22 protein-coding genes are annotated in these 24749 nt (G+C 64.7%); 10 read left to right on the plus strand and 12 right to left on the minus strand.

Annotated elements, in window-relative coordinates:
* Positions 1–12 precede the first annotated feature (12 nt).
* The 4 genes from CH294_RS12285 to CH294_RS12300 all read left to right on the plus strand — a co-directional run bounded on the left by CH294_RS12285 (position 13) and on the right by CH294_RS12300 (position 5981).
* The gene (locus tag CH294_RS12285; RefSeq protein WP_141216501.1) at positions 13–426 is read left to right on the plus strand and encodes a hypothetical protein; all 414 of its coding nucleotides are present in this window, start codon (positions 13–15) and stop codon (positions 424–426) included.
* 149 nt (positions 427–575) lie between these two features.
* Complete coding sequence (locus CH294_RS12290; protein WP_094738104.1) at positions 576–1151, plus strand: HhH-GPD-type base excision DNA repair protein; 576 nt, start codon at positions 576–578, stop codon at positions 1149–1151.
* A 52-nt stretch (positions 1152–1203) separates the two neighbouring features.
* Positions 1204–3597: a helicase-associated domain-containing protein gene (locus CH294_RS12295; protein WP_094738105.1), complete on the plus strand. Its 2394-nt coding sequence runs from the start codon at positions 1204–1206 to the stop codon at positions 3595–3597.
* Between the two features lie 44 nt (positions 3598–3641).
* Positions 3642–5981 (plus strand): DNA polymerase III subunit gamma and tau, encoded by a 2340-nt coding sequence (locus tag CH294_RS12300; protein WP_094738390.1) that lies wholly within the window; start codon positions 3642–3644, stop codon positions 5979–5981.
* 12 nt (positions 5982–5993) lie between these two features.
* Here the strand turns inward: CH294_RS12300 and CH294_RS12305 are convergent, their stop codons facing one another.
* Positions 5994–6230: a hypothetical protein gene (locus CH294_RS12305; protein WP_094738106.1), complete on the minus strand. Its 237-nt coding sequence runs from the start codon at positions 6228–6230 to the stop codon at positions 5994–5996.
* Positions 6231–6464: 234 nt separating this feature from the next.
* Between CH294_RS12305 and CH294_RS12310 the strand changes: the two genes are divergently transcribed.
* Complete coding sequence (locus CH294_RS12310) at positions 6465–7676, plus strand: acetyl-CoA C-acetyltransferase (RefSeq protein WP_094738107.1); 1212 nt, start codon at positions 6465–6467, stop codon at positions 7674–7676.
* Positions 7677–7685: 9 nt separating this feature from the next.
* On the plus strand, positions 7686–9821 hold the full coding sequence (locus CH294_RS12315) for a 3-hydroxyacyl-CoA dehydrogenase NAD-binding domain-containing protein (protein ID WP_037187762.1): 2136 nt from the start codon (positions 7686–7688) through the stop codon (positions 9819–9821).
* Positions 9822–9878: 57 nt separating this feature from the next.
* On the opposite strand, the gene CH294_RS12320 is transcribed toward CH294_RS12315, so the two are convergent.
* The 5 genes from CH294_RS12320 to fadD5 form a co-directional block, all read right to left on the minus strand.
* Complete coding sequence (locus CH294_RS12320; RefSeq protein ID WP_170944701.1) at positions 9879–10535, minus strand: GntR family transcriptional regulator; 657 nt, start codon at positions 10533–10535, stop codon at positions 9879–9881.
* A 13-nt stretch (positions 10536–10548) separates the two neighbouring features.
* Positions 10549–11721 (minus strand): cation:proton antiporter, encoded by a 1173-nt coding sequence (locus CH294_RS12325; RefSeq protein ID WP_032404541.1) that lies wholly within the window; start codon positions 11719–11721, stop codon positions 10549–10551.
* Between the two features lie 19 nt (positions 11722–11740).
* Positions 11741–12223, minus strand: coding sequence for a cation:proton antiporter regulatory subunit (locus CH294_RS12330; protein WP_027494547.1), 483 nt, complete (start codon positions 12221–12223; stop codon positions 11741–11743).
* Between the two features lie 47 nt (positions 12224–12270).
* The gene (gene mihF, locus CH294_RS12335) at positions 12271–12585 is read right to left on the minus strand and encodes an integration host factor, actinobacterial type (protein WP_008712632.1); all 315 of its coding nucleotides are present in this window, start codon (positions 12583–12585) and stop codon (positions 12271–12273) included.
* A 234-nt stretch (positions 12586–12819) separates the two neighbouring features.
* Complete coding sequence (gene fadD5, locus CH294_RS12340; protein ID WP_170944702.1) at positions 12820–14394, minus strand: fatty-acid--CoA ligase FadD5; 1575 nt, start codon at positions 14392–14394, stop codon at positions 12820–12822.
* Between the two features lie 119 nt (positions 14395–14513).
* Here fadD5 and CH294_RS12345 point away from each other — a divergent pair, with 119 nt between their 5' ends.
* Positions 14514–15566, plus strand: a complete 1053-nt coding sequence (locus tag CH294_RS12345) for an alpha/beta fold hydrolase (protein ID WP_094738108.1) — start codon at positions 14514–14516, stop codon at positions 15564–15566.
* 16 nt (positions 15567–15582) lie between these two features.
* Here the strand turns inward: CH294_RS12345 and CH294_RS12350 are convergent, their stop codons facing one another.
* The gene (locus CH294_RS12350; RefSeq protein WP_094738109.1) at positions 15583–16497 is read right to left on the minus strand and encodes an oxygenase MpaB family protein; all 915 of its coding nucleotides are present in this window, start codon (positions 16495–16497) and stop codon (positions 15583–15585) included.
* Between the two features lie 2 nt (positions 16498–16499).
* Positions 16500–17996: an aldehyde dehydrogenase family protein gene (locus tag CH294_RS12355; protein WP_094738110.1), complete on the minus strand. Its 1497-nt coding sequence runs from the start codon at positions 17994–17996 to the stop codon at positions 16500–16502.
* Positions 17997–18131: 135 nt separating this feature from the next.
* Between CH294_RS12355 and CH294_RS12360 the strand changes: the two genes are divergently transcribed.
* Together CH294_RS12360 and CH294_RS12365 are read left to right on the plus strand one after the other, a co-directional pair.
* The gene (locus CH294_RS12360; protein ID WP_094738111.1) at positions 18132–19274 is read left to right on the plus strand and encodes an acyl-CoA dehydrogenase family protein; all 1143 of its coding nucleotides are present in this window, start codon (positions 18132–18134) and stop codon (positions 19272–19274) included.
* Between the two features lie 6 nt (positions 19275–19280).
* Complete coding sequence (locus CH294_RS12365) at positions 19281–19919, plus strand: GntR family transcriptional regulator (protein ID WP_249305252.1); 639 nt, start codon at positions 19281–19283, stop codon at positions 19917–19919.
* Here CH294_RS12365 and CH294_RS12370 read toward each other — a convergent pair.
* A complete protein-coding gene (locus CH294_RS12370; protein ID WP_094738113.1) occupies positions 19910–20533 on the minus strand; it encodes a TetR/AcrR family transcriptional regulator in 624 nt (207 codons plus the stop codon). The genes CH294_RS12365 and CH294_RS12370 overlap by 10 nt on opposite strands.
* Before the next feature lie 92 nt (positions 20534–20625).
* Here CH294_RS12370 and CH294_RS12375 point away from each other — a divergent pair, with 92 nt between their 5' ends.
* Positions 20626–21444, plus strand: a complete 819-nt coding sequence (locus CH294_RS12375; protein ID WP_094738114.1) for an oxygenase MpaB family protein — start codon at positions 20626–20628, stop codon at positions 21442–21444.
* An 8-nt stretch (positions 21445–21452) separates the two neighbouring features.
* On the opposite strand, the gene CH294_RS12380 is transcribed toward CH294_RS12375, so the two are convergent.
* Genes CH294_RS12380 through CH294_RS12390 form a run of 3 tightly spaced genes read right to left on the minus strand, consistent with a single transcriptional unit; the run spans position 21453 to position 24727 of the window.
* Entirely contained in the window at positions 21453–23819 is a 2367-nt protein-coding gene (locus tag CH294_RS12380; RefSeq protein ID WP_094738115.1) for an FdhF/YdeP family oxidoreductase, read from the minus strand.
* 48 nt (positions 23820–23867) lie between these two features.
* Entirely contained in the window at positions 23868–24128 is a 261-nt protein-coding gene (locus tag CH294_RS12385; protein WP_032379982.1) for an acyl-CoA-binding protein, read from the minus strand.
* A gap of 26 nt (positions 24129–24154) precedes the next feature.
* Complete coding sequence (locus tag CH294_RS12390) at positions 24155–24727, minus strand: TetR/AcrR family transcriptional regulator (RefSeq protein WP_037150034.1); 573 nt, start codon at positions 24725–24727, stop codon at positions 24155–24157.
* Between the last annotated feature and the right edge of the window lie 22 nt (positions 24728–24749).

A 24749-nucleotide genomic window follows, 5' to 3' on the forward strand; every position in this document is an offset into this window, starting at 1 on the left:
ATTGCCGGATTCATGTTCGTGGTGGTGGTATCGATTTCGGCAGTTCGTTCAGGTGACGGCCTTTGCAGGGCCGCCGTCGCGCTGGTGTGGCTCCCCCTCGGCGTTGCTTTCCTGACCAGTTGGGTGTTCAGCCATCGGTGGGCAAACCAATCAGGTTGTCGCGAAGCCTTTCCTGAGCATTTCGGTTATCGTCCACCGGATTACGAGGTGGTGCCCTTTCCAGTAAAGGACCGGCAGACGTGGTGGCCTCTCGGTCGAGAATGCGTCGGCCGCGACTCCGATACCGGCACAGTGATCGTCGAGCACACCGGCTGGGGAACGACGATGATCGTGTATCCAGCCTTGACCTGCGCGGTGGTTGCATTGGCTGTCGTCGTAGTGAGAACGGCGCTTCTCGGACTACGCGAATGCCGTGCGAGGTCGTGAGCGCGCGACGTGTCCGCCGGCCTGTATGGGTTCGGCTTCCGTCTGTCTTTTCGCAGACTCGGTGCAATGACCACCCTGATCCCGTCGCACTGGACGCCTCCCCGGGGAATCGTCATCCGGCGTGGACGGTGCATGGCAGGATCGGAGCCATGTCTCGCACTCTGCACCTCGTCGGCGATCCTGAGGCCGATGCACTGCTCGCCGAGGATCCATTCGCGCTGTTGATCGGCATGCTGCTGGATCAGCAGGTGCCGATGGAATCGGCGTTCGCCGGCCCGAAGAAGCTCGTCGACCGTCTCGGTGATCTGAAAGTCGACACCGTCGCCGACGCCGATCCGGACGAATTCGCTGCATTGTGCGCGCAGACCCCGGCCGTGCATCGGTTCCCCGGCTCGATGGCCAAGCGCATCCAGGGGCTCGCAGCGTTTCTGGTCGAGAACTACGACGGCACACCGCAGGAGATCTGGACCCGCGAGAACCCCGACGGTGCCGAGGTGCTGAAGCGTCTCAAGGCGCTCCCCGGATACGGCGATCAGAAGGCACGCATCTTCCTCGCGCTGCTCGGCAAGCAGATGGGCGTCACGCCCGACGGGTGGCGAAAGGCCGCCGGAGCGTACGGCGACGAGGATGCGCGTCGATCCATCGCCGACGTAGTGGACGAGAAGTCGCTGCTCGAGGTGCGCGAATTCAAGAAGGCAGCGAAAGCGGCAGCCAAGAAGAAGTAAGTCTGTCGGTGCCCGGCGGTACCTTCGGCAGAACTTTCACCGGGGGGAAGAAATGACCGAGGGTATCGGAACGTACGAGGGGTGGCTGGCGTCGCTCGGCGAGGACGAGCTGACCGGTCTGCTCCGCCGTCGACCGGATGTGGTCACCGACCCGCCACCGCGCTCGTTCGGATTGCTCGCACAGTTGCTCGGCTCGCCGTGGCGGGTGGCGGCCCTGCCCCGAAAGCTCGACCGGGGTGCGCTGGATCTGCTCGAATTGTTCGCCCTCATGGGCGATCTCACTCGAGCCGAGGTCGGTCACTGGGTCTGCGAGGGAACGGCGAACCACACGCCGGACATCGAAGCCGCACTGGCCGAGCTGATGTCCTACGGTCTGATCCGGCCGCACACTTCGGAAGGCTCGGACACGGTCGAATTCTGTCCCGTCGATCTGTCCGGGGTGTTCTCGCATCCGTTCGGACTGGCTCTGCGGCAGCGAAAGTTGTTCCTGCGCTGCGCCGTCGAACAGGATCGGTTGGCCGTGCTGACCCGTGTTGGCGTCGACCCTTCGCTGGACCGGGCTGCACGCGCGGACGCCGTCGCAGCCGCGATGACCCCCGAACGAATCCGCGCCCTGTACGACGACGGCCCGGTCGAGATGCGAGAGATGTTGTCTCGCTTCGTCGATGGCAATCCGGTGTCGCTGATCTTCGATGTGCCGCCGACCGCAGGTGCTGCCGCTTTCGAACGGGGGTTGCTGTATCGACTGGACGGGCATCGCGTCGAGATGCCGCTGGAGGTGAGCATCGCGCTGCGAGGGCAGGGCTGGCGCTTGCCCATCGAACTCGGTCCGCCGAGTTCTGCCGCGAGCGTGCTCTCGCAGGACGACGTACGGCGCGCACGTTCCATTGCGCTGCTGCAGTTCTGTGAGCACACACAGGCGCTGCTGACGGCCGTCGATACAGACGGCCTGACGATGATGAAGACCGGTGGTGTCAGCGCTAAAGAGCTCCGTTCGCTGACGACGCGCCTGGGATTTGCCGACGAGCACGACACCGCGCTGATGCTGATGCTGGCGCGCGAGGCCGGATTGATCGCTGAACGAGGAAAGACCGGCGTCGCTTTGACCTCGGCGTACGAAACGTGGTCGACGAGCACGCGAGCAGAGCAGGCGGCCGCGTTGCTGGCTGCCTGGTGGTGTTCACCGTTCACGCCCACCCATCGGGTACCGCGAGCCTCGCAGAAGACCGTGCCGGTGCTCAAGAAGATGCTCGACGATCCTGCGGCGGCAGACCTGCGCGCGACGGCACTGACGGCTCTCCTGCGACACGCCGGTCCCGACGCTCGGACGACCGTGCTGTCCGGCCAGGACGAATTCGCCTGCTACCTCGACTGGCACATCCCTGTCGTCTCGACGAGCGCCGGGGCAGGTCATGTGCGTGCGCTCTGGACCGAGGCCACTCGACTCGGGGTGCTGGCCGGCGGTGCACCGACCGATCTGTGCGGCATCCTCGCGGAGTTTCCCGTCGGCCGAGACGGTGATCGCCGTCAGATCGCCGCGGCTCTGACCGAGCAGCTGCAGGACATGGCCGACCGGGTGCCGTTCTCGGTGCGGTTGCTGCCCGATTCGACAGCAGTGGTCACCGGACCACCGAGCACCGAGGTGGCGTCGATACTCGGCGCGGCCGCGCAGCCGGAATCGAGGGAAGTGGCGTCGGTCTGGCGGTTCACTCCGGCGACCATCCGCAGCTTCTTCGACACCGGCGGCTCCGGCGACGAGCTGATCGAGGCCTTGACCGGGATGGCCGAGGGCGACGTCCCCCAAGCGCTGGCGTACACGATCAAGGATTGTTGGCGCACCTACGGCGCGCTCGCCGTGCGCAGGATTCCCTGCGCCATCGTCTCCGAGGACGTCGTACTGCTCACCACCATCGAGGAAGACGAGGCGCTGGCGGTGCTCGAGTTCCATCGGCTCGCGCCCACGGTCCTGGTCAGTTCGGCAACACCGATAGACACGATCGCCGTCCTTCGCAGGCACGGATACTCCCCGGTGCGGCACTCCGATACCGGGCAGCTCGAACTCGACAGCGCACCTCGGGTGCGCGCGGCGACCGATAGGACAACGCATCAGGCCGGCCACCCTGCACCGCGTCGACACGATCCACGGGAGCTGGCACGGCTGTTGCGCACCGGCGACTCGGGCCGCGTCGACGAGGCCCGAGTGCGGGCGTCGCTGCAACATCACAGCCGATTGCTGCCGAGGGAGCTCGATGTGTTGACCGATGCCGCAGCTCGGGGCACGCCTGTCTCCATCGACTACCAGAACTCCAAGGGTGCCATCGTGCGGCACGCGATCTCGGATGCCCTGCAAGACGGCAACTGGCTGTTCGCGCTCTCCGATTCCACCGGTACCAGGGAGAGCTTCGCAATCATGAACATCAGAGCGGTCTCCACCGGCCCACGGTGACGCGCGGTGCAACTGTGTCCGTGGTCGCCGGTACCCTTTCGGGCGTGGCCCTCTACCGGAAGTACCGTCCCGCGACGTTCGCCGAAGTCGTCGGCCAGGAGCACGTCACCGAGCCGATCAGCGTGGCGTTGGACAGCAACAGAATCAACCACGCCTACCTCTTCTCCGGCCCGCGTGGCTGCGGAAAGACCTCCTCGGCGCGCATCCTCGCCCGATCGCTGAACTGCGCGGAAGGGCCGACGTCGACGCCGTGCGGAGTGTGCAACTCCTGCGTTGCACTCGCACCCGGTGGCCCCGGCAACTTCGACGTCGTCGAGATGGACGCGGCCAGCCACGGTGGCGTCGACGATGCCCGAGATCTGCGCGACAAAGCGGTCTACGCCCCGGCCGAATCGCGCTACGTCATCTTCATCATCGACGAGGCCCACATGGTGACCCCGGCGGGCTTCAACGCGCTGCTCAAGGTCGTCGAGGAGCCGCCGGAGCATCTGGTCTTCATCTTCGCGACCACCGAGCCCGAGAAGGTGCTCCCCACCATCCGCTCGCGTACCCACCATTACCCCTTCCGGTTGCTCGCGCCGTCGACGATGCGCGTTCTGCTGGAGAAGATCTGCGGCCAGGAACAGGTCCCGGTCGAGGATGCGGTCTATCCGTTGGTCATCCGCGCAGGCGGCGGCTCGCCCCGTGACTCGCTCAGCGTCATGGATCAGTTGCTGGCCGGAGCGGGGCCCGAGGGCGTCACGTACCCACGGGCTCTGTCGCTGCTCGGCGTCACCGACGTCGCACTCATCGACGAGGCCGTCGACGCATTGGCTGCGGGCGACGGCGGCGCACTGTTCGGCACCGTCGACAAGGTGATGGACGCGGGCCACGACCCGCGCCGCTTCGCCGTCGATCTCCTCGATCGGCTGCGAGATCTGATCCTGATGAAGGCCGTGCCCGACGCCGGTGAGCGCGGGCTGGTCGACGTGCCGGGCGACGTCCTCGAACGACTCCGTGACGAGGCGGATCTGCTCGGTTCGGCGACGCTGACCCGCTATGCCGAAATCGTGCACTCGGGCCTCGGTGAGATGCGCGGTGCCACTGCGCCGCGTCTGCTTCTCGAAGTGATGTGTGCCCGGATGCTGCTGCCCTCGGCCTCCGACGCGGAATCGGCTGTGCTGCAACGACTCGAGCGTGTGGAACGTCGACTCGATGTCACCCTGCCGGCAGGGGAGCAGGCAGCCGTCGCGCAAGCAGCGGCCGATGCGACGCGACCGCAGGTGCACGCCGCCGAGCAGCCGTCCGCGTTCGATTCGGCGCAGTCGAGCTCGGCACCATCGAGTGTCACCCCGCCCAGTTCAGCCCCGCCGAGCAAGTTCCAGCGACCGTCCCAACGGCCCTCGGCTGCCGAAGCGACACCCGCGCCGGCACCGACACCACCACCGACACCACCGCCGGCGGCTCCTACCCCCACGCCTGCTGTGGCACCCGAGCCCGTTGTGGAACCGGTGCCCGCCGCTCCGACTCCGGAACCTGTCGCGACGCCCGAGCCGTCTCCGACCCCCGAGCCCGTCGCGGAACCGGAGCCCGTCGCGGAACCAGAGCCGACAGCAGCACCCGACCCCGATTCGACGCCGTCGGATTCCGTTGCAGCGCAGCAGACCGAGAGCCCAGCTGCCTCCGTGCCGCACGAGGACTTTCCCCCGGAACCGGAGGACGACTACGGCCCCGAACCGGAACCCGTATTCGAGCCGGAACCCGAACCTGTGGCGGCTCCTGCTGCTGCGTCGAACGAGCCCGACGCGGCTGCGGTGCGCGCGGTGTGGTCCGAGGTACGCACCAAGGTGCGAGACCGGAGCAGGACCGTCGAGGTCATGCTCTCCGGCGCTTCGGTGCGCACCGTCGAGAACGGCACCATCACGCTCGGCCACGATTCGGCACCGCTGGCCAAACGGCTGGAGGAACCGCGCAACGCCGACGTCATTCGCGACGCCCTGCGTGATGTGTTCGGGGTCGAGTGGTCGGTGGTGTGTCTGGTCGGGGCAGCGGCCCCACCGGAAGCGGCATCAGCAAAAAAAGATGAACCGGCAGCGAAACCCGCGTCGCTGCCGAAGTTCTCGAGGCCGAGCCAGGCAGGGGCTTCCCGTCCCACGTCGGACGGTTTCGGATCAGCGGGCGACGGATCGACCGGCGACGCCGACATACCGATGCCCGAGGCACCGGATTATCCCGACGAGCCGGAGCCGGTAGGCCCACCGCCACCGGAGACGCCGGAGGACGAGGAAGAACTGCTCAAGGCTGCGGCCGAGCCTGCGGATCCGACGGTTCGCCGCGACCCGGAAACGGTGGCGATGGAGCTGTTGGTCAGTGAATTGGGAGCGGTACCGCTCAAGGAGACCTGACAGACAGCCGATTCAGCCGACGGTGAGATCCTCGTTGTCGGCGAACACGAGTCGCCCGCTGTCCAATGCCACGGCCCAGCGCCTGGCCACTGCCCACTCTCGTGACGTGGCGTCGGCTGCCTGAACGCCGAAATCCTCGACGATCGCGCCCGATTCGTAGGCTTCCTGGCCGGCGTTCTCGTCGGTGCCGGGGGTGCGAATGTGTACCTTGACGCGCGAACCCACGGTCAATTCGTTGTCGGTTTCCATGGTCGGTCTTCTTCCACGCTCGGTAAATCTGATCTCTCGGAGTGTCCCACGCACAGGTCGTTCAAACCTGAACCGGAGCGTCGGGTCATCTACAACGCTCGTTTCGGTCCTTACGCCGGGTCTTCTCGCGGCCCTACTGTGGCATGAGCTGAGGTCTGCCATGGCCTCGCACCGATGCGGTCGGCCGCGACGGCGGCCGCGAGAAGATCGAGTATCTGGAAGGAACTGCGCGCTGTGACTACAGAGGCATTCATTTACGAGGCCATCAGGACTCCCCGAGGTAAGGGAAAGAACGGCTCCCTGCATTCGGTGAAGCCCATTTCCCTGGTGACCGGCCTGATCGACGAGCTTCGTCGACGTTTCCCGGACATGGACGAGAACCGGATCTCCGACCTCATTCTCGGAGTGGTCTCACCCGTCGGAGATCAGGGTGCCGACATCGCTCGTACGGCTGTGCTCGCTGCGAAGATGCCCGACACCGTCGGCGGCTTTCAGCTCAACCGCTTCTGCGCGTCCGGCCTCGAAGCGGTCAACCTGGCCGCGCAGAAGGTGCGTTCGGGCTGGGACGAACTGGTCATCGCCGGCGGCGTCGAGTCGATGTCGCGCGTGCCGATGGGCAGTGACGGTGGCGCGTGGGCCATGGACCCCGTCACCAACTACGACACCTACTTCGCCCCGCAGGGCATCGGTGCCGATCTCATCGCCACCATCGAGGGCTTCACCCGCGAGGACGTCGACGCGTACGCCGTGCAGTCCCAGGAACGTGCCGCTGCAGCATGGTCGGGTGGTTACTTCGCGAAATCCGTCGTTCCGGTCACCGACCAGAATGGCCTGCTGATCCTCGATCAGGACGAGCACATGCGTCCGGGCAGCACCGTGGACTCGCTCGGCAAGCTGAACCCGGCCTTCACGGGTATCGCGGCCATGGGCGGGTTCGACGACGTCGCGCTGCAGAAGTACCACTGGATCGAGAAGATCGAGCACGTCCACACCGGCGGCAACAGCTCCGGCATCGTCGACGGCGCGGCTCTCGTCCTCGTCGGTAGCGAGCAGGCCGGTAAGGACCTGAACCTGGTTCCGCGCGCCCGCATCGTTGCGACCGCGACCAGTGGTGCCGATACGACCATCATGCTGACCGGGCCGACCCCGGCGTCGAAGAAGGTTCTCGCAACCGCAGGCCTGACCGTCGACGACATCGATCTCTTCGAGCTCAACGAGGCGTTCGCCTCCGTGGTGCTGCGTTTCCAGAAGGATCTGAAGATCCCGAACGAGAAGCTGAACGTCAACGGCGGTGCCATCGCCATGGGTCACCCGTTGGGAGCAACCGGAGCGATGATCACCGGCACCGTGCTCGACGAGCTCGAGCGCCGCGGCGGTCGATACGCGTTGATCACCCTGTGCATCGGCGGCGGCATGGGCGTCGCCACCATCATCGAGCGAGTCTGAGGTATTACGATGTCTGACAACATGATTCAGTGGGACCAGGACGCCGACGGTATCGTCGTTCTGACGATGGACGACCCCAACCAGGGCGCCAACACGATGAACCAGCTGTACAAGGATTCGATGGGAGCGACCGTCGACCGCCTCGAGGCCGAGGTCGACTCCATCACCGGCGTCGTGCTCACCTCCGCCAAGAAGACGTTCTTCGCAGGCGGCGATCTGCACACCCTCATCGCCGCTCAACCCGAGGACGCCCAGCGGGTGTTCGACGAGGTCCAGGAAGTCAAGAGCCAGCTGCGTCGCATCGAGAAGCTCGGCAAGCCCGTCGTGTCCGCCATCAACGGCGCTGCACTCGGCGGCGGACTCGAGATCGCCCTCGCGACGCATCACCGCATCGCGGCCGACGTTCCCGGTGTCCAGATCGGTCTGCCCGAGGTCTCGCTGGGACTGCTGCCCGGTGGCGGTGGCGTTGCCCGCATCACGCGACTCCTCGGCATCCAGACCGGCTTCATGACCGTCCTCGCCCAGGGCACCCGGTTCCGTCCGGCAAAGGCTCTCGAGATCGGTCTCATTCACGAATTGGTCGGCAGCATCGACGAATTGGTGCCCACCGCCAAGGCCTGGATCAAGGCCAACCCCGAGGGTGGCGTCGCACCGTGGGACGTCAAGGGCTACAAGATCCCCGGCGGCACGCCGTCGAATCCGAAGCTCGCGCAGATCCTGCCTGCGTTCCCGTCCAACCTGCGCAAGCAGATCAAGGGCGCACCGATGCCGGCTCCGCGTGCGATTCTCGCCGCCGCCGTCGAAGGTGCGCAGGTCGATTTCGACAACGCGTGCACCATCGAGTCGCGTTACTTCACCGAGTTGGTCACCGGTCTGGTGTCCAAGAACATGATTCAGGCGTTCTTCTTCGACCTGCAGGCGATCAACGCAGGCAAGTCCCGTCCCGACGGCATCGAGAAGACCACCTTCACCAAGGTCGCGGTTCTCGGCGCAGGCATGATGGGCGCGGGCATCGCGTACGTGTGCGCCAAGGCCGGAATCGACGTGGTGCTCAAGGACGTTGCCCTCGAGTCGGCGCAGAAGGGCAAGGCCTACTCCGAGGCCATCGAGGCCAAGGCACTCTCGCGTGGCAAGACCACCCAGGAGAAGTCCGACGCACTGCTCGCGCGTATCCACCCGACGGCCGATGCCAAGGACGTCGAGGGAGCCGACCTCGTCATCGAGGCCGTGTTCGAGTCGGAAGAGTTGAAGCAGAAGGTGTTCCAGGAGATCGAGGACCTCGTCGATCCGACGGCGCTGCTCGGTTCCAACACCTCGACGCTGCCCATCACGAGCCTCGCTCAGGGCATCAAGCGTCAGGAAGACTTCATCGGAATCCACTTCTTCTCCCCCGTGGACAAGATGCCGCTGGTGGAGATCATTCGTGGCGAGAAGACGTCGGATGCAGCCTTGGCCAAGGCATTCGACCTGGTGCAGCTCATCAAGAAGACCCCGATCGTCGTCAACGACAGTCGCGGCTTCTTCACCTCGCGGGTCATCGGCACGTTCATCAACGAGGCCATCGCGATGCTGGGCGAGGGCGTCGAGCCGTCGACCATCGAGCAGGCAGGTCTGCAGGCCGGCTACCCGGCTGCGCCGCTGCAGCTCTCGGACGAGCTCACGCTCAACCTGATGCAGAAGATTCGCAAGGAGACCTACGACGCGCTCATCGCCGCGGGTCAGACCCCTCCCGAGGATCCGGCCGGTGCAGTCATCGACAAGATGGTCGACGAGTTCGAGCGTCCGTCGAAGGCCAAGGGTGCGGGCTTCTACGAGTACGAGGACGGCAAGCGCACCGGACTGTGGCCCGGACTGCGTGATGCGTTCAAGTCGGGTTCGGCGGACATCCCGTTCGAGGACCTCAAGGAGCGCATGCTGTTCATCGAGGCCATCGAGACGCAGAAGTGCTTCGACGAGGGTGTGCTGAACACCACCGCCGACGCCAACATCGGCTCGATCTTCGGCATCGGCTTCCCGGCCTGGACAGGCGGCGTGCACCAGTACGTCGTCGGCTACCCGGGTGGTCAGGCCGGATTCGTCACTCGTGCAGACGAATTGGCGAAGAAGTACGGCGATCGCTTCCAGGTTCCCGCGTCGCTGCGCTGACCCATGTGAGCGGAACCTCGTAGCCACTACGAGGTTCCGCTCACCTGCGCGTAGCGCTCACCCGCGGTGCGCGATCAACCTCTCGGCGCCGTCTGTGAATTGTTGCTTCATCAATTCGCAGGCGGCGTCGATGTCGTTTCGAACCAGTGCCTCGATGAGCTCCTCGTGGTTGCGCACTGCTGCTCGTCCCCACTCGCGGTCGGTCGCGTACAGGCGGGTGGGGGTGTATCGGGTGGCGTTGTTGAGGAACCACGCCAGCTTGGACGAGTCGGCCAGACGGTTCAGCACACGATGGAACTCGAATTCGATGTTCTCGACGTCCTCGACCCGGCCGTTCTCGACGGCAGTCGACAGCGCTGCGGTGAGTTCAGCGAGCTGATCCAGCTCGGTCTCGGTGATTTTGGGTGCGGCGCGCCGCACCAATTCGACGGCGATCCGTCCCTGCAACCAGAAGATGTCGACGATGTCGTTCGGCGTCAGCGGTGACACCTTGTACCCGCGGTGTGGGACGAGCTCGACGATGCCCTCACCTCGCAAGGTCAGCAGGGCCTCGCGGACCGGGGTGACGCTGACCCCGAGTTCGGCGGCGGTCTCGTCGAGTCGGATGAAGTCGCCCGGGCTCACTTCACCGGACATCACGCGATGCCGGACGTGGCTTGCGACTTCCTCGGACAACTGCGGCCGTCGCCTCAGAGCCGTCCGCTTCTCTGCCATGTCGAAAAGCCAATCACACCGCGGGCTTGGTGCGTAGTACTACCCGCGCGACCGGTTCGACGACGCGGGCGGCGATCGGTCCCAGAATGGCCATCAGCAGCACGTATGCCGTCGCCAGGGCTGCCAGTTCGCCTTCGACCGCGCCTGCGGCGACGGCCAATCCGGCGATGACGATGGAGAACTCTCCGCGCGCCACCAAAGCCGCACCGGCGCGTAGTCGGCCCGGTCTCCCGATTCCCTGACGCCCCGCCGCCCACCAGCCGGTAGCGACCTTGGTGGCTGTCGTCGTGACCGCGAGCACGACGGCCCAGCCGAGCACCGGTGGGATGGTTGCGGGGTCGGTACCGAGCCCGAACACCACGAAGAACATCGCCGCGAACAGGTCGCGGAGCGGTTCGAGAATGCGGGTGGCGTTGTCGGCCGTCGATCCGGAAATCGCGATTCCCAGCAGGAACGCACCGACAGCCGCGGAGACCTGCAGTTCCGACGCGACGCCTGCTACCAGCAATGCCGATCCGAGGACTTTGAGCAGGACCACCTCGCGGTCGGGGCTGTCGACGATGGCGGAGACGAACCTGCCGTAGCGCAGCGCGACCACGAGCACGAAGGTGATGACCAACAGTGAGATTCCGAGGGCTTCCAGACCGCCGAGGAAACTCACTCCGCTCAGTACCGCGGTGAGGATCGGCAGGTAGATGGCCATCGCCAGGTCCTCGAACACCAGGATCGACAGCACGACCGGCGTTTCGCGGTTTCCGAGTCGGCCCAGATCGGTGAGCACTTTCGCGATGATGCCCGACGACGAGATGTAGGTGACGCCGCCCAGCACGAGCGCTCCGACCCCGCCCCAGCCGAGGAGCAGCGCGGCCACTGCACCCGGCGCGAAGTTCAGTGCGATGTCCACCAGTCCAGCCATCCAGGATCGGCGGAGTCCGGTGACGAGTTCGGCGGCGGTGTATTCGAGTCCGAGCAGAAGCAGCAACAGGATGACGCCGATTTCGCTGGCGATCTCACTGAACTCGCCGATGCCGCCGAGGTCGATGATGCCGCCGTTGCCGAATGCGAGACCGCCGAGCAGATAGAAGGGGATGGGGGAGACACCGATACGTCCCGCGAGACGGGCGAGAAGTCCGAGAACGAAGAACACTGCGCCCAGCTCGGTGAGGGCAAGGGCGCTCTCGGCCACTGCTCAGCCCCGACTGATCTCAGGCATTGCCGAGTAACTTGGCTGCTGCGTCCAGTCCGTCCGCGGTACCGACGGCGACCAGCAGGTCACCGGCGGCCAGTGTGAAGTCGGGGGTGGGGGAGGGCTGTACCTGGCCGGCGCGCATGACAGCAACGACCGACACCCCGGTTTTGGTGCGCATCGCGGTGTCACCGAGTGTGCGGCTGACGAACCGCGAATTCGCGCGAATGGGAAGTTGGCGAGTGTTGATTCCGGGGAGGTCACGATGCTCTTCCCCGAGCTGAGCGATGAGTTGCGGCGACCCGAGCAGATTGCCCAGGGCCGCCGCTTCCTCATTGCTCAGCGTGATCGATGCCTGCGTCGCATCGGGGTCGTCCTTGCGCGAGACGATCAACTCGTTCGCGCCGTCCTTGCGGGTGATGACGCCTATGCGACGCCCGGAAGCGAGGGCGAAATCTTTCCGCACCCCGATTCCCGGCAGCAGGGTCACTTCGACGTTCATGGTCGAAATGCTAGCCCTGCGGGTAGCGCGTTATCGCAAGTTGCGAATCAGGATGCGACGGCAGCCAGCAGTGCTTCGCGCTGGTTGGCACCGAGGCCACCGATACGGCGGGTATCGGCGATGGACAGCTGCTCGAGCAGCTGTGCGGCGCGCACGGATCCAACACCCGGCAGGGCCTTGATCAGGGCGGACACCTTGGTCTTCTTGACGATCTCGTCGTTCTCCGCCTTGGCGAGAACGTCAGCGACGCTGAGTTCGCCGGACTTGACGGATGCGAGCAGCTTCGACCGCGCAGTGCGTGCCTCGGCCGCCTTGGCCAGCGCCGCGGTGCGCTGTTCCGGTGTCAGTACTGGTAAAGCCATGGCCTGTTCTCCTCGATTGTGGTGACCCGTCGCTCGTTGACAGGTCTCGACCCTCTTGCATCGTGCCTGGTGGCTCTTCCAATCTAACCGAACAACACGGGTGTCATTCACGGTCGAACCACCGAACCTTCCCAGCCAGGCTACGTCCTATCCGATTCGTGGTGTGCCCCGACCAGCACATCGGCCCGTCGGGACCCCGCAACGGCGGGTGTTCGACGCATCGTATGGGGGTCGTCAGACTGTTGCCGGAGCGTAAGACTTCCTGAGGGCGACCTTGAGAACCTTGCCGCTCGCGTTGCGTGGGAGCGCGTCGACGACGACCAATTCCTTGGGGTGTTTGAACCGCGCCAGATGGTCGCCGAGCCACACGATCAATTCGTCGAGCACGAGATCGGGCGCACCCTCGGAATCGTGCAGAGCGACCACCGCAACGGGTACCTCGCCCCAACGCTCGTCGGGCCGGCCGATCACCGCGGCTTCGCGGATCCTGGGGTGAGCGAACAGGACGTTCTCGACCTCGGCGCAGTAGATGTTCTCGCCGCCGGAGATGATCATGTCTTTCTTGCGGTCGACGACGAACACGAAGCCCTCCTCGTCCTGACGCACGAGGTCGCCGGAATGAAACCATCCGCCGTGAAAGGCATCGGCCGTCGCGTCCGGGTTCTCCCAGTATTCACGCATCGTTGTCGGTCCCCGATAGACGATTTCGCCGATCTCGCCTGGAGCCACGTCGTTCATCTCGTCGTCGACGATGCGCGCCGACACGGTCGGGATCACGTGGCCGACCGAGCCGATCTTGCGCAGGGCGTCGACTCCGTCGAGCACGCAGGTGATGGGCGACATCTCGGTCTGTCCGAACACCGCCACGTTCAGCGCATCGGGAAAGGTCTCCGACATCGCTCGCAGGACTGTGTCGGACGCCGGTGCGGCGCCCCAGGAAACAACCCGCAGCGCAAGCGTTCTGGGACTACGCGCCTGCTCGGCGCACATGGCCTGCCATTGCACCGGGACGAGGAACAGGTTGGTGACCCCTTCGGCCGCAAGGACGTCCAGCAGCGTTCCCGGATCGAAAGCGCCCACCGGGTGGACGACGGTCGGAATGCCGAGCAGCAGACTGGGGGCGAGGCTGCCCAGTGCGGCGATATGGAACATCGGCGACGCGCAGAAGCCGACCTCGTCGGTGGCGTTCATCTGCAGTGCCCGAATGCAGGTGAGCGCCTGTGCCTGCATGTTGGCGTGGGTCAGCACCGCACCCTTCGGCCTGCCGGTGGTACCCGAGGTGTACATGATCAGTGCCGGAGCGTCGTCGGGGACGTCGACGATGTGCGCAGGCTCGCTGCCCGAGAGCATGGTCTCGTACGACTCCCCGACGGTGACGGCGGCGTTCAGTGAATCATTCTGTGCGACCACTGCTTCGGCCAGAGGTGCAAGGGTCTCGTCGGTGATCACTACGGTGGACCCGCTGTTCTGCGCGAGGAACGCCACCTCCGGTGCAGTCATACGGAAATTCACCGGCACGGCCAGTGCGCCGAGTGCGTTGATCGCCAGCACCGCCTCGAGATACTCCGGTCGATTGAGCATGAGAATCAGCACGCGATCACCGAATCCGACGCCGAGACCGGCGAGTGCGCCGGCGAACCGCGACACTCTGTCGTCGAGTTCGCGCCAGCTGATCGATCGCCCTTGGAACCGAAGCGCCACGGCCGCAGGCTGCATCAGGGCGTGTCGTCGAACCTGATTGTTCCAATTGTTCCGGCGTGCGAGATGGGGTTGCTCGATGTACTCGGCAACGCCGGACCGTTCGCTCATGGACTGCTCCTCTGGGCCTGTCGATAACGGTGAAATGTGATGCAGCTTACAGTGTTCGTCGGTCGCGCATCGGTAGCGAGCAGTACCCGAACGGGCGGTCGGATTGTTACTCTGGCTGCATGCTGCGTACAGGAAAACTGCTGGCCGCACTGGCCGCGTCGATGCTCCTTCTCGTCGGCGCGGGTACCGCTGCCGCTGCTCCGATCAATGTTCCGTGGTCGCCGGACGATGCGCTCGACTCCGAAGTGAGCTTCGAGTCCGGCGGCATCACCCTGTACGGAAGCCTTCGTATGCCCGTCGGCGAAACCCGCGGTGTCGCTTTGGTGCTGCCGGGCAGTGGGCCGACCGATCGCAACGGAAACTCCGGTGATCTGCACCTGAACACGACCGCGTACGTTGCCGACGAGCTGTCCAGGCGCGGCATTGCGAGCCTGCGATTCGACAAGCTCGGTAGCGGTCGTACCGGACTGGCCGGTGCGGATCCGAACAACCCTCCCGACTTCGACGCGCAGGTCGACAATGCTGCGGACGCACTGGCATTCCTGCAACAGCGGACCGGTGTCGGGGCGGATCGCACGACGGTGATCGGGCACAGCGAGGGCGCGCTCACGGCACTGCGTCTGGCCGATGCCGACAGTGCGGCGTTCGCCCATGTCGGCCTGCTCGAGCCATTGTCGATCCGATACCTCGACCTGCTGACCGCGCAGGTCGATCGCAATATCGGCGAAGCCGTGGCAACGGGCCAGTTCACCGAGGAGCAGGCGGCTACGTCCCGGGATCGCTTTGCCCAGGCCGTCGCCGATATCCGCGCGGGACGGGCGTTGTCCGCCGAGCCCGACCCGATCGTCGACGGTCTGGGACTGCGGCAGAGCGCCACCTTCCTGCGCGAAGCCGATGCCACGGACCCCGCGAATCTGGCTGCCGCACTGCCGGATACGTACTCCTCGTTCCTGACCTGCTCGGACAAGGACCTCAACGTCTCCTGCGGACAGGTCGAGAACGTGCGAGTGGCCCTGGGGCACACCGACCTCGACTTCGCGCACTTCGCCAACAGCTCGCACATGTTGGGCGAGCTCGGGCCGCTGCCCGCGGATCCGAACATCGCTCTCGCGCCGCTGCCGCTCTCGTCGGAGTTTCGCGATGCGTTCGGCAGGTGGGTGGACGGACTCTGACTCGTCGAGTTCGCAGTTACACCGAGACTTCCGGTGTTTTTGCACCACAACTGCGAATTCGCGGTGAGGCGAGGGTGCCCAGATCGCTCGGCTGATAGCCGACGGGATAGCCGGGGTAGGTCTTGTTCGACGCGTCGGCGGTGGCCCGCGATTGTGTCCGCTTGGGTAGGAACCGCTCGACGCGGGCCCTGGCGCGAAGAGCCCGCACGGCCATCCGCTCGACCGTCGCCGAGCCTGCGGGGAAGCCGAAGGCACCGGCCATCCTGTCGTCCAACAGTGCGAACACTGCCTGCTTCACGGTGGGGGTCAGAGCAGCGGGGTACCAGGAGCAGTACAGATCGAGCGTGTATGTGCCGATCCGCCGATTGTCCTCGGTGAAGCGGAATGTTCGCTCCTCGTAGTCGAGCTTGAACTGCGCGAACTCGGTGTACGACTCCGGAATGTGCTTGATACCCATCCGTTTTCCCACCTCGCAGTAGAAGTGGAACGTGGCGAGCCGTTCCTTGGGGTGCAGGCGACGCCAGCCGTAGGTGTCGATCCACTCGATCGGCTCGTAGATGAACGTCGTCAACACGTAGAGCATGTCGTCGTTCGAGATGTCGAACTGCCCGTGCATCCGGTTGACCATCCGAAGCGATTCACGCCCCCGCTCGGAGTCGTACCCGTGCTCGAGCAGTTCGGCCATCAGCAGAGAGGTGTCGTCGTAGCGCTTCTGCGGGCGGTTCTCGAATTCGCCCGTGCGGGCGAGCAGCGCCGAGATGGTCGGCACGCAGTACGTGCGGAACAACGCGAACTCGAGCGCGCGCTGGTAATCCCATGGGAACTCGTAGCCGGCGGTGATGCGGTGGATCGTATGGCAATCCCGCACCGGGTCGAGTTCCTCGATGCGCCGCAGCCAGCCGAAGCGCCCCTTCTTCGGCGTGATGTCCATGCTCAGCCCCGTCCGTGCCGAAGCTTCAGTGCCAGAACCGAGAGCTTCATGTTTCGTGCCTTGCGCTTCATCGTCAGCAGGTTCACCGGAGCTGCAAAGCTCTGCACCGTCATCGACTTGACGGTGCTGAACTCACGAAGGCCGTCGGCCCCGTGGATTCGGCCGAATCCCGAGTCGCCTGTACCGCCGAACGGCAGCGCCGGAACGCCGGCGAATCCGAGGACCGAATTGACTGTCACCACACCGCAATCGAGCTTCTCGGCGGCGCGTCGACCCACTGCTCCGTCCTTGGTGAACACCGATGCGCCGAGTCCGTACTTGGAGGCGTTGGCTCGCTCGATGCCCTCGTCCAGATCGCGCACCTTGTTGACCACGACCGTGGGGCCGAACGTCTCTTCGGTGATCGCAGTCGAGTCCTCGGGCACGTCGGTGAGAACAACCGGGTCGACGTACGGCCCGTGCAGTGAATCGAGACCGCCGACAACAGCTTTGCCGCCCTTGGCCAAGGCGTCCTCGATCTGGCCGCGCACGATGTCGCTCTGCTTGCCCAGCGTCATGGGGCCGTAGGACGAGGTCTTGGTTCCTCCGGGCTTCAGTGCCCGTACGGCGGTGGTGAACTCGGAGACGAACCTGTCGTACACCGGCTCCGCGACGTAGATACGTTCGACACCCGCGCAGGTCTGGCCGGCATTGCCCATCGCCCCGAACGTCGCGAATTCCACTGCGGCAGAGATATCTGCGTCCGCGTCGACGAGCATCGCGTCCTTGCCGCCGCACTCGGCGACCAGTGGCATCAGCGATTTCGCGCACGTGGCCATGACCTTCTTGGCTGTGGCGGTGGAGCCGGTGAACGCGATCTTGTCCACGCCGGATTCGACCAAGGCCGTGCCGGTGGAACCGTCGCCGGTCACGGTCTGGAAGACGGGGTGCGGTGCGGCGAGCGACGCCCACTTCTCGGCGAGCCACACCCCGACGCCCGGAGTGAGTTCGCTGGGTTTGAACACGACTGTGTTGCCGGCCGCGAGTGCGTAGGCGATCGACCCCATCGGGGTGTACAGCGGATAGTTCCACGGCCCGATGACTCCGACGACGCCGAACGGGCGGTATCCGACGTAGGCCTTCTGATTGACGGCGAGCAGACCCGATCCGACCTTGCGCTGCCGAAGAATCTTCTCGGCATTGCGGGCCGACCAATCGAGATGTTCGACGCCCAACATCACCTCGAGCAGGGAGTCCTCGTCCGGCTTGCCGGTTTCGGCGGCGATGACGGCGGCGAGGCTCGCGGCGTCACGCGCAATGGCAGATTTGAATTCGAGCAACCACCGCTTGCGCCCGACGAAGCCTTGTATGTCCCACCATCTGGCGGCCGACCGGGCGCGTTCGACGGCAGCGTCGACGTCGGAGGTGCCCGCGATCGGATACGTAGCGAGCGCGACACCTGTTCTGGGGTCGAGGCTTTCGAAGGTGCTCTCGGTAGTTCGTTCGATCTGGTCCGTCATGGGCTCTATCCTCCAGCGGATCGCATCACATATATTTGATGTGATTCAATGTTGTCCAGGACACACTATGCGTCGTGTCCGGTTGCTACAACCCCCGTTGCCCGGCCGTGCAGAAGCAAGTGCAGGAGTGGATCCATGAGTATCGACTTCACCCCAGAGCAAACATCGTTCGCGAAGGCAGTCGCGTCCTTCTGTGCCAAAGAGGCGGGCACCAGGTCCCAGCGGGATGCCCTCACCGAACACGGGCAACACAGCCACAATCAGGTGCTGTACGACAAAATGGCCGAGCTGGGATGGCTCGGCGCGATCATCTCCGAGGAACACGGCGGAGCGGGCGGCAGCACCGTCGAACTGTGCATCCTGCTCGAAGAATCTGCCAAGGCCATGGCTCCCATCGGCGGTATCGGGCCCACCTTGATCACCGGCGCGGCGTACGAGAAGTTCGGCACGCCCGCGCAGAAGGACACTGTGCTCGGCGGCATCGTCGCCGGGCGTAGCTATTCGATCTCGATGTCCGAGCCCGAGGCCGGCTCGGATGTGGGAAATCTGACCTGCCGTGCCGAGAAGACCGACTCCGGTTGGCTGATCAACGGCCAGAAGACCTGGTGCTCGAATGCGCATTTCGCCGATCGGATCCTGCTCGTCGCACGTACGGGCAGAGAAGGTGGCAAGCACGAGGGTCTGACGATGTTCGACGTCCCGGCCGATATCGAGGGCCTGAACATCGTCGGCATCGACACGATGGGCGGAAAGGAAGTCAACGACCTGTACTTCACCGACTGCGTGCTTCCCGAGGACGCGGTGGTCGGGGTGGAAGGGCAAGGCTGGTCTCAGCTGATGACCGGTCTGAACATCGAGCGCCTCATTCTCGCGGCGATGATGCTCGGTACTGCGCAACGAGCGTTCGACGACACACTCGACTTCATCACCCAGCGACAGCAATTCGGCAGGCCCGTAGGGACGTTCCAAGCACTGCGACATCGAATTGCCGATCTGGCCACCGAGATCGAGTGCGGACGGCTGCTGGTCTACCACGTGGCTCGGTTTGTCGACGAGAACCCGACGAAGCTGTTTCCCCGCGAGGCCTCGATGGCCAAGCTCAAGCTCACCGAGACCGCAAAGAAGGTGGCCCTCGAGGGCATGCAGATGATGGGCGGCTACGGCTACGCCACCGAGTTCGATATGGAAAAGCACGTCCGAACGACTCTGGTCTCTTCGATCTACGGCGGTACCAACGAGATTCAGCGTGACATCATCGGCAAGACGTACGGACTCTAGGTCATCGTGTTGCGTCGTCGCCCGCAGCTCTCGGAGGATGTCGCCGCAAGTATCCGCCAGCAGATCGTCACGGGTGCGCTCGAGCCGGGTGCCTTCGTACGAATCGACGAAACGGCTACCGAGCTGGGTGTGAGTGCGACACCGGTGCGTGAAGCGTTGGTGTCTCTCCGCGCTGAAGGACTGGTGGAGCTGGTACCGCGGCGCGGCTACCGCGTCAGCGAACTGACGCAGCAGGACATCGACGACATCTTCTGGTTGCAGGGCACGATTGCGGGCACACTGGCTCGCCGCGCGGCTCACCTCATCACCGACGAACAGATCGACGCGGTGCGCGCGCTGAACGATCGGTTACGTGATGCGGTATTCCGACGCGACCTCGACGGGATCGAATCCTGTGAGTTCGAATTCCACAGGTACATCAACAAAGTCGCCGGTGGGACCAAGCTGGCATGGTTTCTGTTGGGTGCCGTCAGATACACGCCGTCCCGGCTGTACGCGTCGAACCGGCAGTGGTGCGAGCATGCGCTCAGCAGCCACGAGGAACTGATCGAGGCATTTCGTCGACGGGACGCAGACGGTGTCGCAGACCTGATGTGCACGCAGTTCCTCGTCGGTGCGACCTTGGTTCACGGGCTTCACGGGTGAGGTGGTTTCACCGGTGAGGTGGCCAACAACAGTTCGGTGCACCGGTCGACAACGGCGTCCTCGCTCAGTTCCAGTTCTCCGCCGAGCCACGCGGTGAGGACCTGAGCGAAGCCCCCGACGACGAAATGTGTTGTCAGATCGAGATTGTGGTCTCGTGTCGTGCCGTAGAACTCGGTGGCCTGAGTGGCCAGCAGATGGGCGAACATCTTCGTCGACTCGGCCCGTTTGGCCACCAGGATGTCGCCGACCGTCGTGGTCGAGAAGAGGAGGAACCCACGGCGCGGGTCTTCCGCGACAGCGCGCACGATCGCACGGATCCCGGCGTGTACCCGTTCGCGGTCGTCCTTCGGTGCTGCGGCGACCGCGTCGAGCGCGATGGCTGCGACATCGTCGACGACGTGGTCGTACACCGCCTTTATCAACGCGTCCCGGTCTGCGAAGCTCTCGTAGAAGTAGCGGCTGACGATGCCGGCCTGGCGGCATACCCCGCGAACGGTCAAGTCGGGCTTCGCTGTTCCGAGAAGATCGAGGCCGGTCTCGATGAGGATGCGCCGGCGCTCGGCGACTCGCGCCGAACCGTCGACGCCGCCGTAGGTGCGGGGTGAATCGGGCATGGATACATCTTGACATCCCCTGACATCCACGCCTAGCTTGATCTGAACACGGATGTACTCAGATTGCCGCCAGTGAAGGGATCGATTGCATCATGACTGTCGACACCGACTTTCTGCGCAAGTCCATGACGGGGTTCGGCCTGCTCGCCGGGTCGGCGAACGTCATCATGCAACTCGGGCATCCCGCTGTCGGGTACGGGGTGTTCGAGAGCCGCGTGGAATCCGGACAGATCAATCGGCACCCGATCAAGCGCACCCGAACCACGTTGTCCTACCTCGCCGTCGCGGGCATGGGGGACGACGAGATCAAGGCCGCATACCGAAAGGCGACCAACAGATCTCATGCAGCCGTGCGGTCGACGGCCGACAGTCCGGTGAAGTACAACGCCTTCGATCCCAACCTGCAGCTGTGGGTGGCGGCGTGCCTCTACCGCGGTTTCGAGGATGTGTACGTTGCCATGTACGGGCCACCCGGTCCGGCCATTGCGGATGAGATGTATCAGGCGTGCCACGTACTCGGCTCGACACTGCAGATGCCACCCGAGATGTGGCCCGCAGATCGAGCGGCGTTCGAGAAGTACTGGGAAGCAGCGTTGGACGACATTCACATCGACCCGACCATCAGGCGCTACCTGTACGGCATCGCCTCGGCCACGTTCGCCAGACCCTCGGTACTGCATCCGCTGATCGGGCCGTTCTTTCGCTTCGTGACCACGGGATTCCTCCCCCAGCGATTCCGGGACGAGATGGAATTGCCCTGGGACCCGGTCAAGCAGAGACGGTTTGCGCTACTGGTGCGCAGCGCGTCTCTGCTCAACCGGGTGTTGCCGCCTGTCGTGCGAGCACTGCCGTTCAACATCCTGCTGCACGATGTCCAGCGTCGGATGCGCTCGGGGCGGACACTGGTCTAGTTCGAGCCTCAGCTCAGGTGATGCGGCTGCGGGTGCGACTTGTGACCCTCGTCCGATCCCTCGTTGTCCTGATGGCCGCTCGCGGTTCCCTGCACACCCGTTCCCGCCGGGACCATCGAGATGATGACCGACTTCGATGTAGGGCAATTACTCTGCAGCGCAGTCGAATCCAATGGAATCAGCGGATTGGTCTCGGGGTAGTACGCAGCGGCCGACCCGCGGGGGGTGTCGTACTCGACGATGCGGAACGACGGCGCACATCGTTCCACGTCGTCGTCGTCCCACTTGGTGACGAGGTCGACCATGTCGCCGTTGCGGAAACCGAGAGACGAGATGTCCTCCCGGTGCACGAAGATGACGCGTCGGCCGTTCTCGATGCCGCGGTACCGATCGCTGAGGCCGTAGATCGTGGTGTTGAACTGATCGTGGCTGCGCAGCGTCTGAAGTATCAGATGGCCCGGCGGAACGTGCAACACGTCGATCGGTGAGACGGCGAACTCGCCTCGGCCGCTCTTGGTTTCGAACGTCCGACTGTCGCGCGGCGGGTGCGGAAGCACGAAGCCGCCGGGACGTCGAACATTGACCTCGTAGCCCTCGCAACCGGCGACGACACGAGAGATGTGCTTGCGAATGTTGCGGTAGTCGTCGCGGAAACCCTGCCAGTCGAGACCGTATCGGGTGCCGAGCGTCGCCTCGGCGATACCGCTGACGATCGCGACCTCCGAGCGCAGGTAGGGGCTGGCCGGCTTCAGTGGACCACGCGACGAGTGCACCGAGCACGTCGAATCCTCAACCGAAATCCACTGCTCACCACTGGCTTGCACGTCCTTCTCGGTGCGCCCCAAGGTCGGCAGAATCAAGGCGGTCTCACCGCAGACGAGATGGGATCGGTTGATCTTGGTGGAGATCTGCACCGTCATCCGCATCTTGCGCAGCGCCTGGAACGTCACGTCACTGTCCGGCGTCGCCTGGACGAAGTTGCCGCCGAGTCCGAGGAAGAAATGTGCCTTGCCGTCGCGCATGGCACGGATGGAATCGACGGTGTCCAAGCCGTTCTCACGCGGTGGCTCGAAGTCGAATTCTGCAGCCATCGCGTCGAGGAAGGCCACCGGTGGGCGCTCCCAGATGCCCATCGTTCGGTCGCCCTGCACGTTCGAGTGGCCGCGCACCGGCAACAACCCGGCACCTGCCTTCCCGATGTTGCCTTGCGCGAACGCGAGATTGGTGACTTCCTTGATGGTCGCGACGGCGTTGCGGTGCTGCGTCAGGCCCATGGCCCAGCAGAAGACGGTGGCTTTGGAGTCGCGCAGCATCTCGGCGGCCTCGGTGATCTGCGCTACCGACAATCCGGTGACCTCGGTGACGAGATCCCAGTCGACCTCGGCGACGTGTGCCTTCCACGCGTCGAAGCCGATGGTGTAGCTGTCGAGGAACTCGTGATCGAGTGCGTCCCATTTCACCAGCAGCGAGCCGATGGCCTGGAACAGAGCGAGATCGCCGTTGAGCTTGATCGGCAGGTGCAGATCCGACAGGTCCGTTCCCGGTCCCACCATGCCGCGCGGGGTCTGTGGGTTCTTGAAATTCAGCAGACCCGCTTCGCGAAGAGGGTTGATGGACAGAATCTTTGCGCCGTTCTGCTTCGCCATCTCGAGCGCCGAGAGCATACGGGGGTGATTGGTGCCGGGATTCTGGCCGGCCAGGATGATCAGTTCGGCAGTGTGAACGTCGTCGAGCGTGACGCTGGCCTTGCCGATGCCGATGGATTCCTGCAGAGCGATGGACGTCGACTCGTGACACATGTTGGAGCAGTCGGGCATGTTGTTGGTGCCGAACGACCGCGCGAACAACTGGTAGGTGAACGCGGACTCGTTGGACGCGCGACCCGAGGTGTAGAAGATGGCCTCGTCCGGACTGGCCAGGCTCTTCAGCTCGTCACCGATCAGACGGAAAGCGTCGTCCCATTCGATGGGCTCGTAATGGCTGCCGCCGGGCAGCTTGATCATCGGGTGCGTGATCCGGCCCTGCTGGCCGAGCCAGTGCTCGGTGTGGGCGTCCAGCTCGGCAATGCTGTGCTGCGCGAAGAACTCCGGGGTCGCCCGCGTCGTCGTTGCTTCCTCCGCAACGGCCTTCGCACCGTTCTCGCAGAATTCCGCCGCGTGCCGGTGGCCCGGATCGGGATCGGGCCACGCGCAGCTCATGCAGTCGAAACCCTCGGCCTGGTTGAGCTTGAGCAGCGTCTGCGCAGTGCGCTTCGGGCCCATGTGCCCCAGTGCTCGCTTCATCGACACCGCGACGGCGACGGGGCCCGCCGCGTGGGTCTTCGGCTTCTCGATGTCGAGCTCGGCCTCGTCGACGTCGCTGTCGGTGCGTCTCATGCGGGTCCCTTCGTTGCGTTACCCCCGCACTCGACCATAGCCGTAGGCTCAGCCGGCGAGGAGCTTGGTCACCAGATCCACGTACTGCTGCTTCGCCGAATCCTGGCTCGTACCTTCGAGCTTCGCCCAGGCATCGAACTTCGCGCGGTTCACCATGTCCAGTCGCCCGGGCCGCTTACCCGAGGCATCACCGATCGAACCCTGCTTGTAGAGCGAGTACAGGCTCAGCAGATCGTCGTTGCTCGGCTTGGACGTGAGCTTCTTGACGTCTACCTGCGCATCGGCGAACGACTGATCGAGATCGGACATGAAAACTCCTTCGGTTAGAGGTGGTGTCATCCTCGCACGGAGGCGTCGGAAATCAGCCGAATGCAGTGCGCCACGAGGGCTTCGCGGGTGACGGTCACGGTGCCGTCGAGGTAGCCGATGAACAGGGCGGTCAGTGCCCCGACGGTTCCGACGGCGATCAGCTGTCGGTCTTCGGTGTCGGGAAGTTGTGACTGCACCAACTCGACGAAACCGGGGAGCAGATCCAGACCGCGTCGGCTCAGCGCCGGTTCCGCCAACGGCGCGATGAGCAGCACCCGTCCGGTTCGCGGTTCGTCGATGATGAGTTCGACGAACGCTCGGACCGGCGCGGCGATGGTGTCCTCGGGGGTGTCCGCCGCGGTGACGGCATCGAGCAAAGCGGTCTGCGCTCGCGAACCGACCCACGCGTACACCGCGCGGACGAAGGTGTCCCGGTCGGTGAAGCTCTCGTAGAAGTACCGCTCGGTCAGCCCGGCGGTTCGGCAGACGGCGCGCACGTTGACCGCCGGACCGTCCGGAGAGCCGAGAAGCTCGACCCCTGCGGCGAGCAATGCGTCGTACCGCTTGGATCTACGCTCCTCCAACTGTTGACTACGCATGTTGTCAACTCTAGTCTGACAA

Origin of the sequence: Rhodococcus sp. 14-2483-1-1, assembly GCF_002259335.1 — a bacterium.
In the GTDB taxonomy this organism is placed as follows: Bacteria; Actinomycetota; Actinomycetes; order Mycobacteriales; family Mycobacteriaceae; genus Rhodococcoides.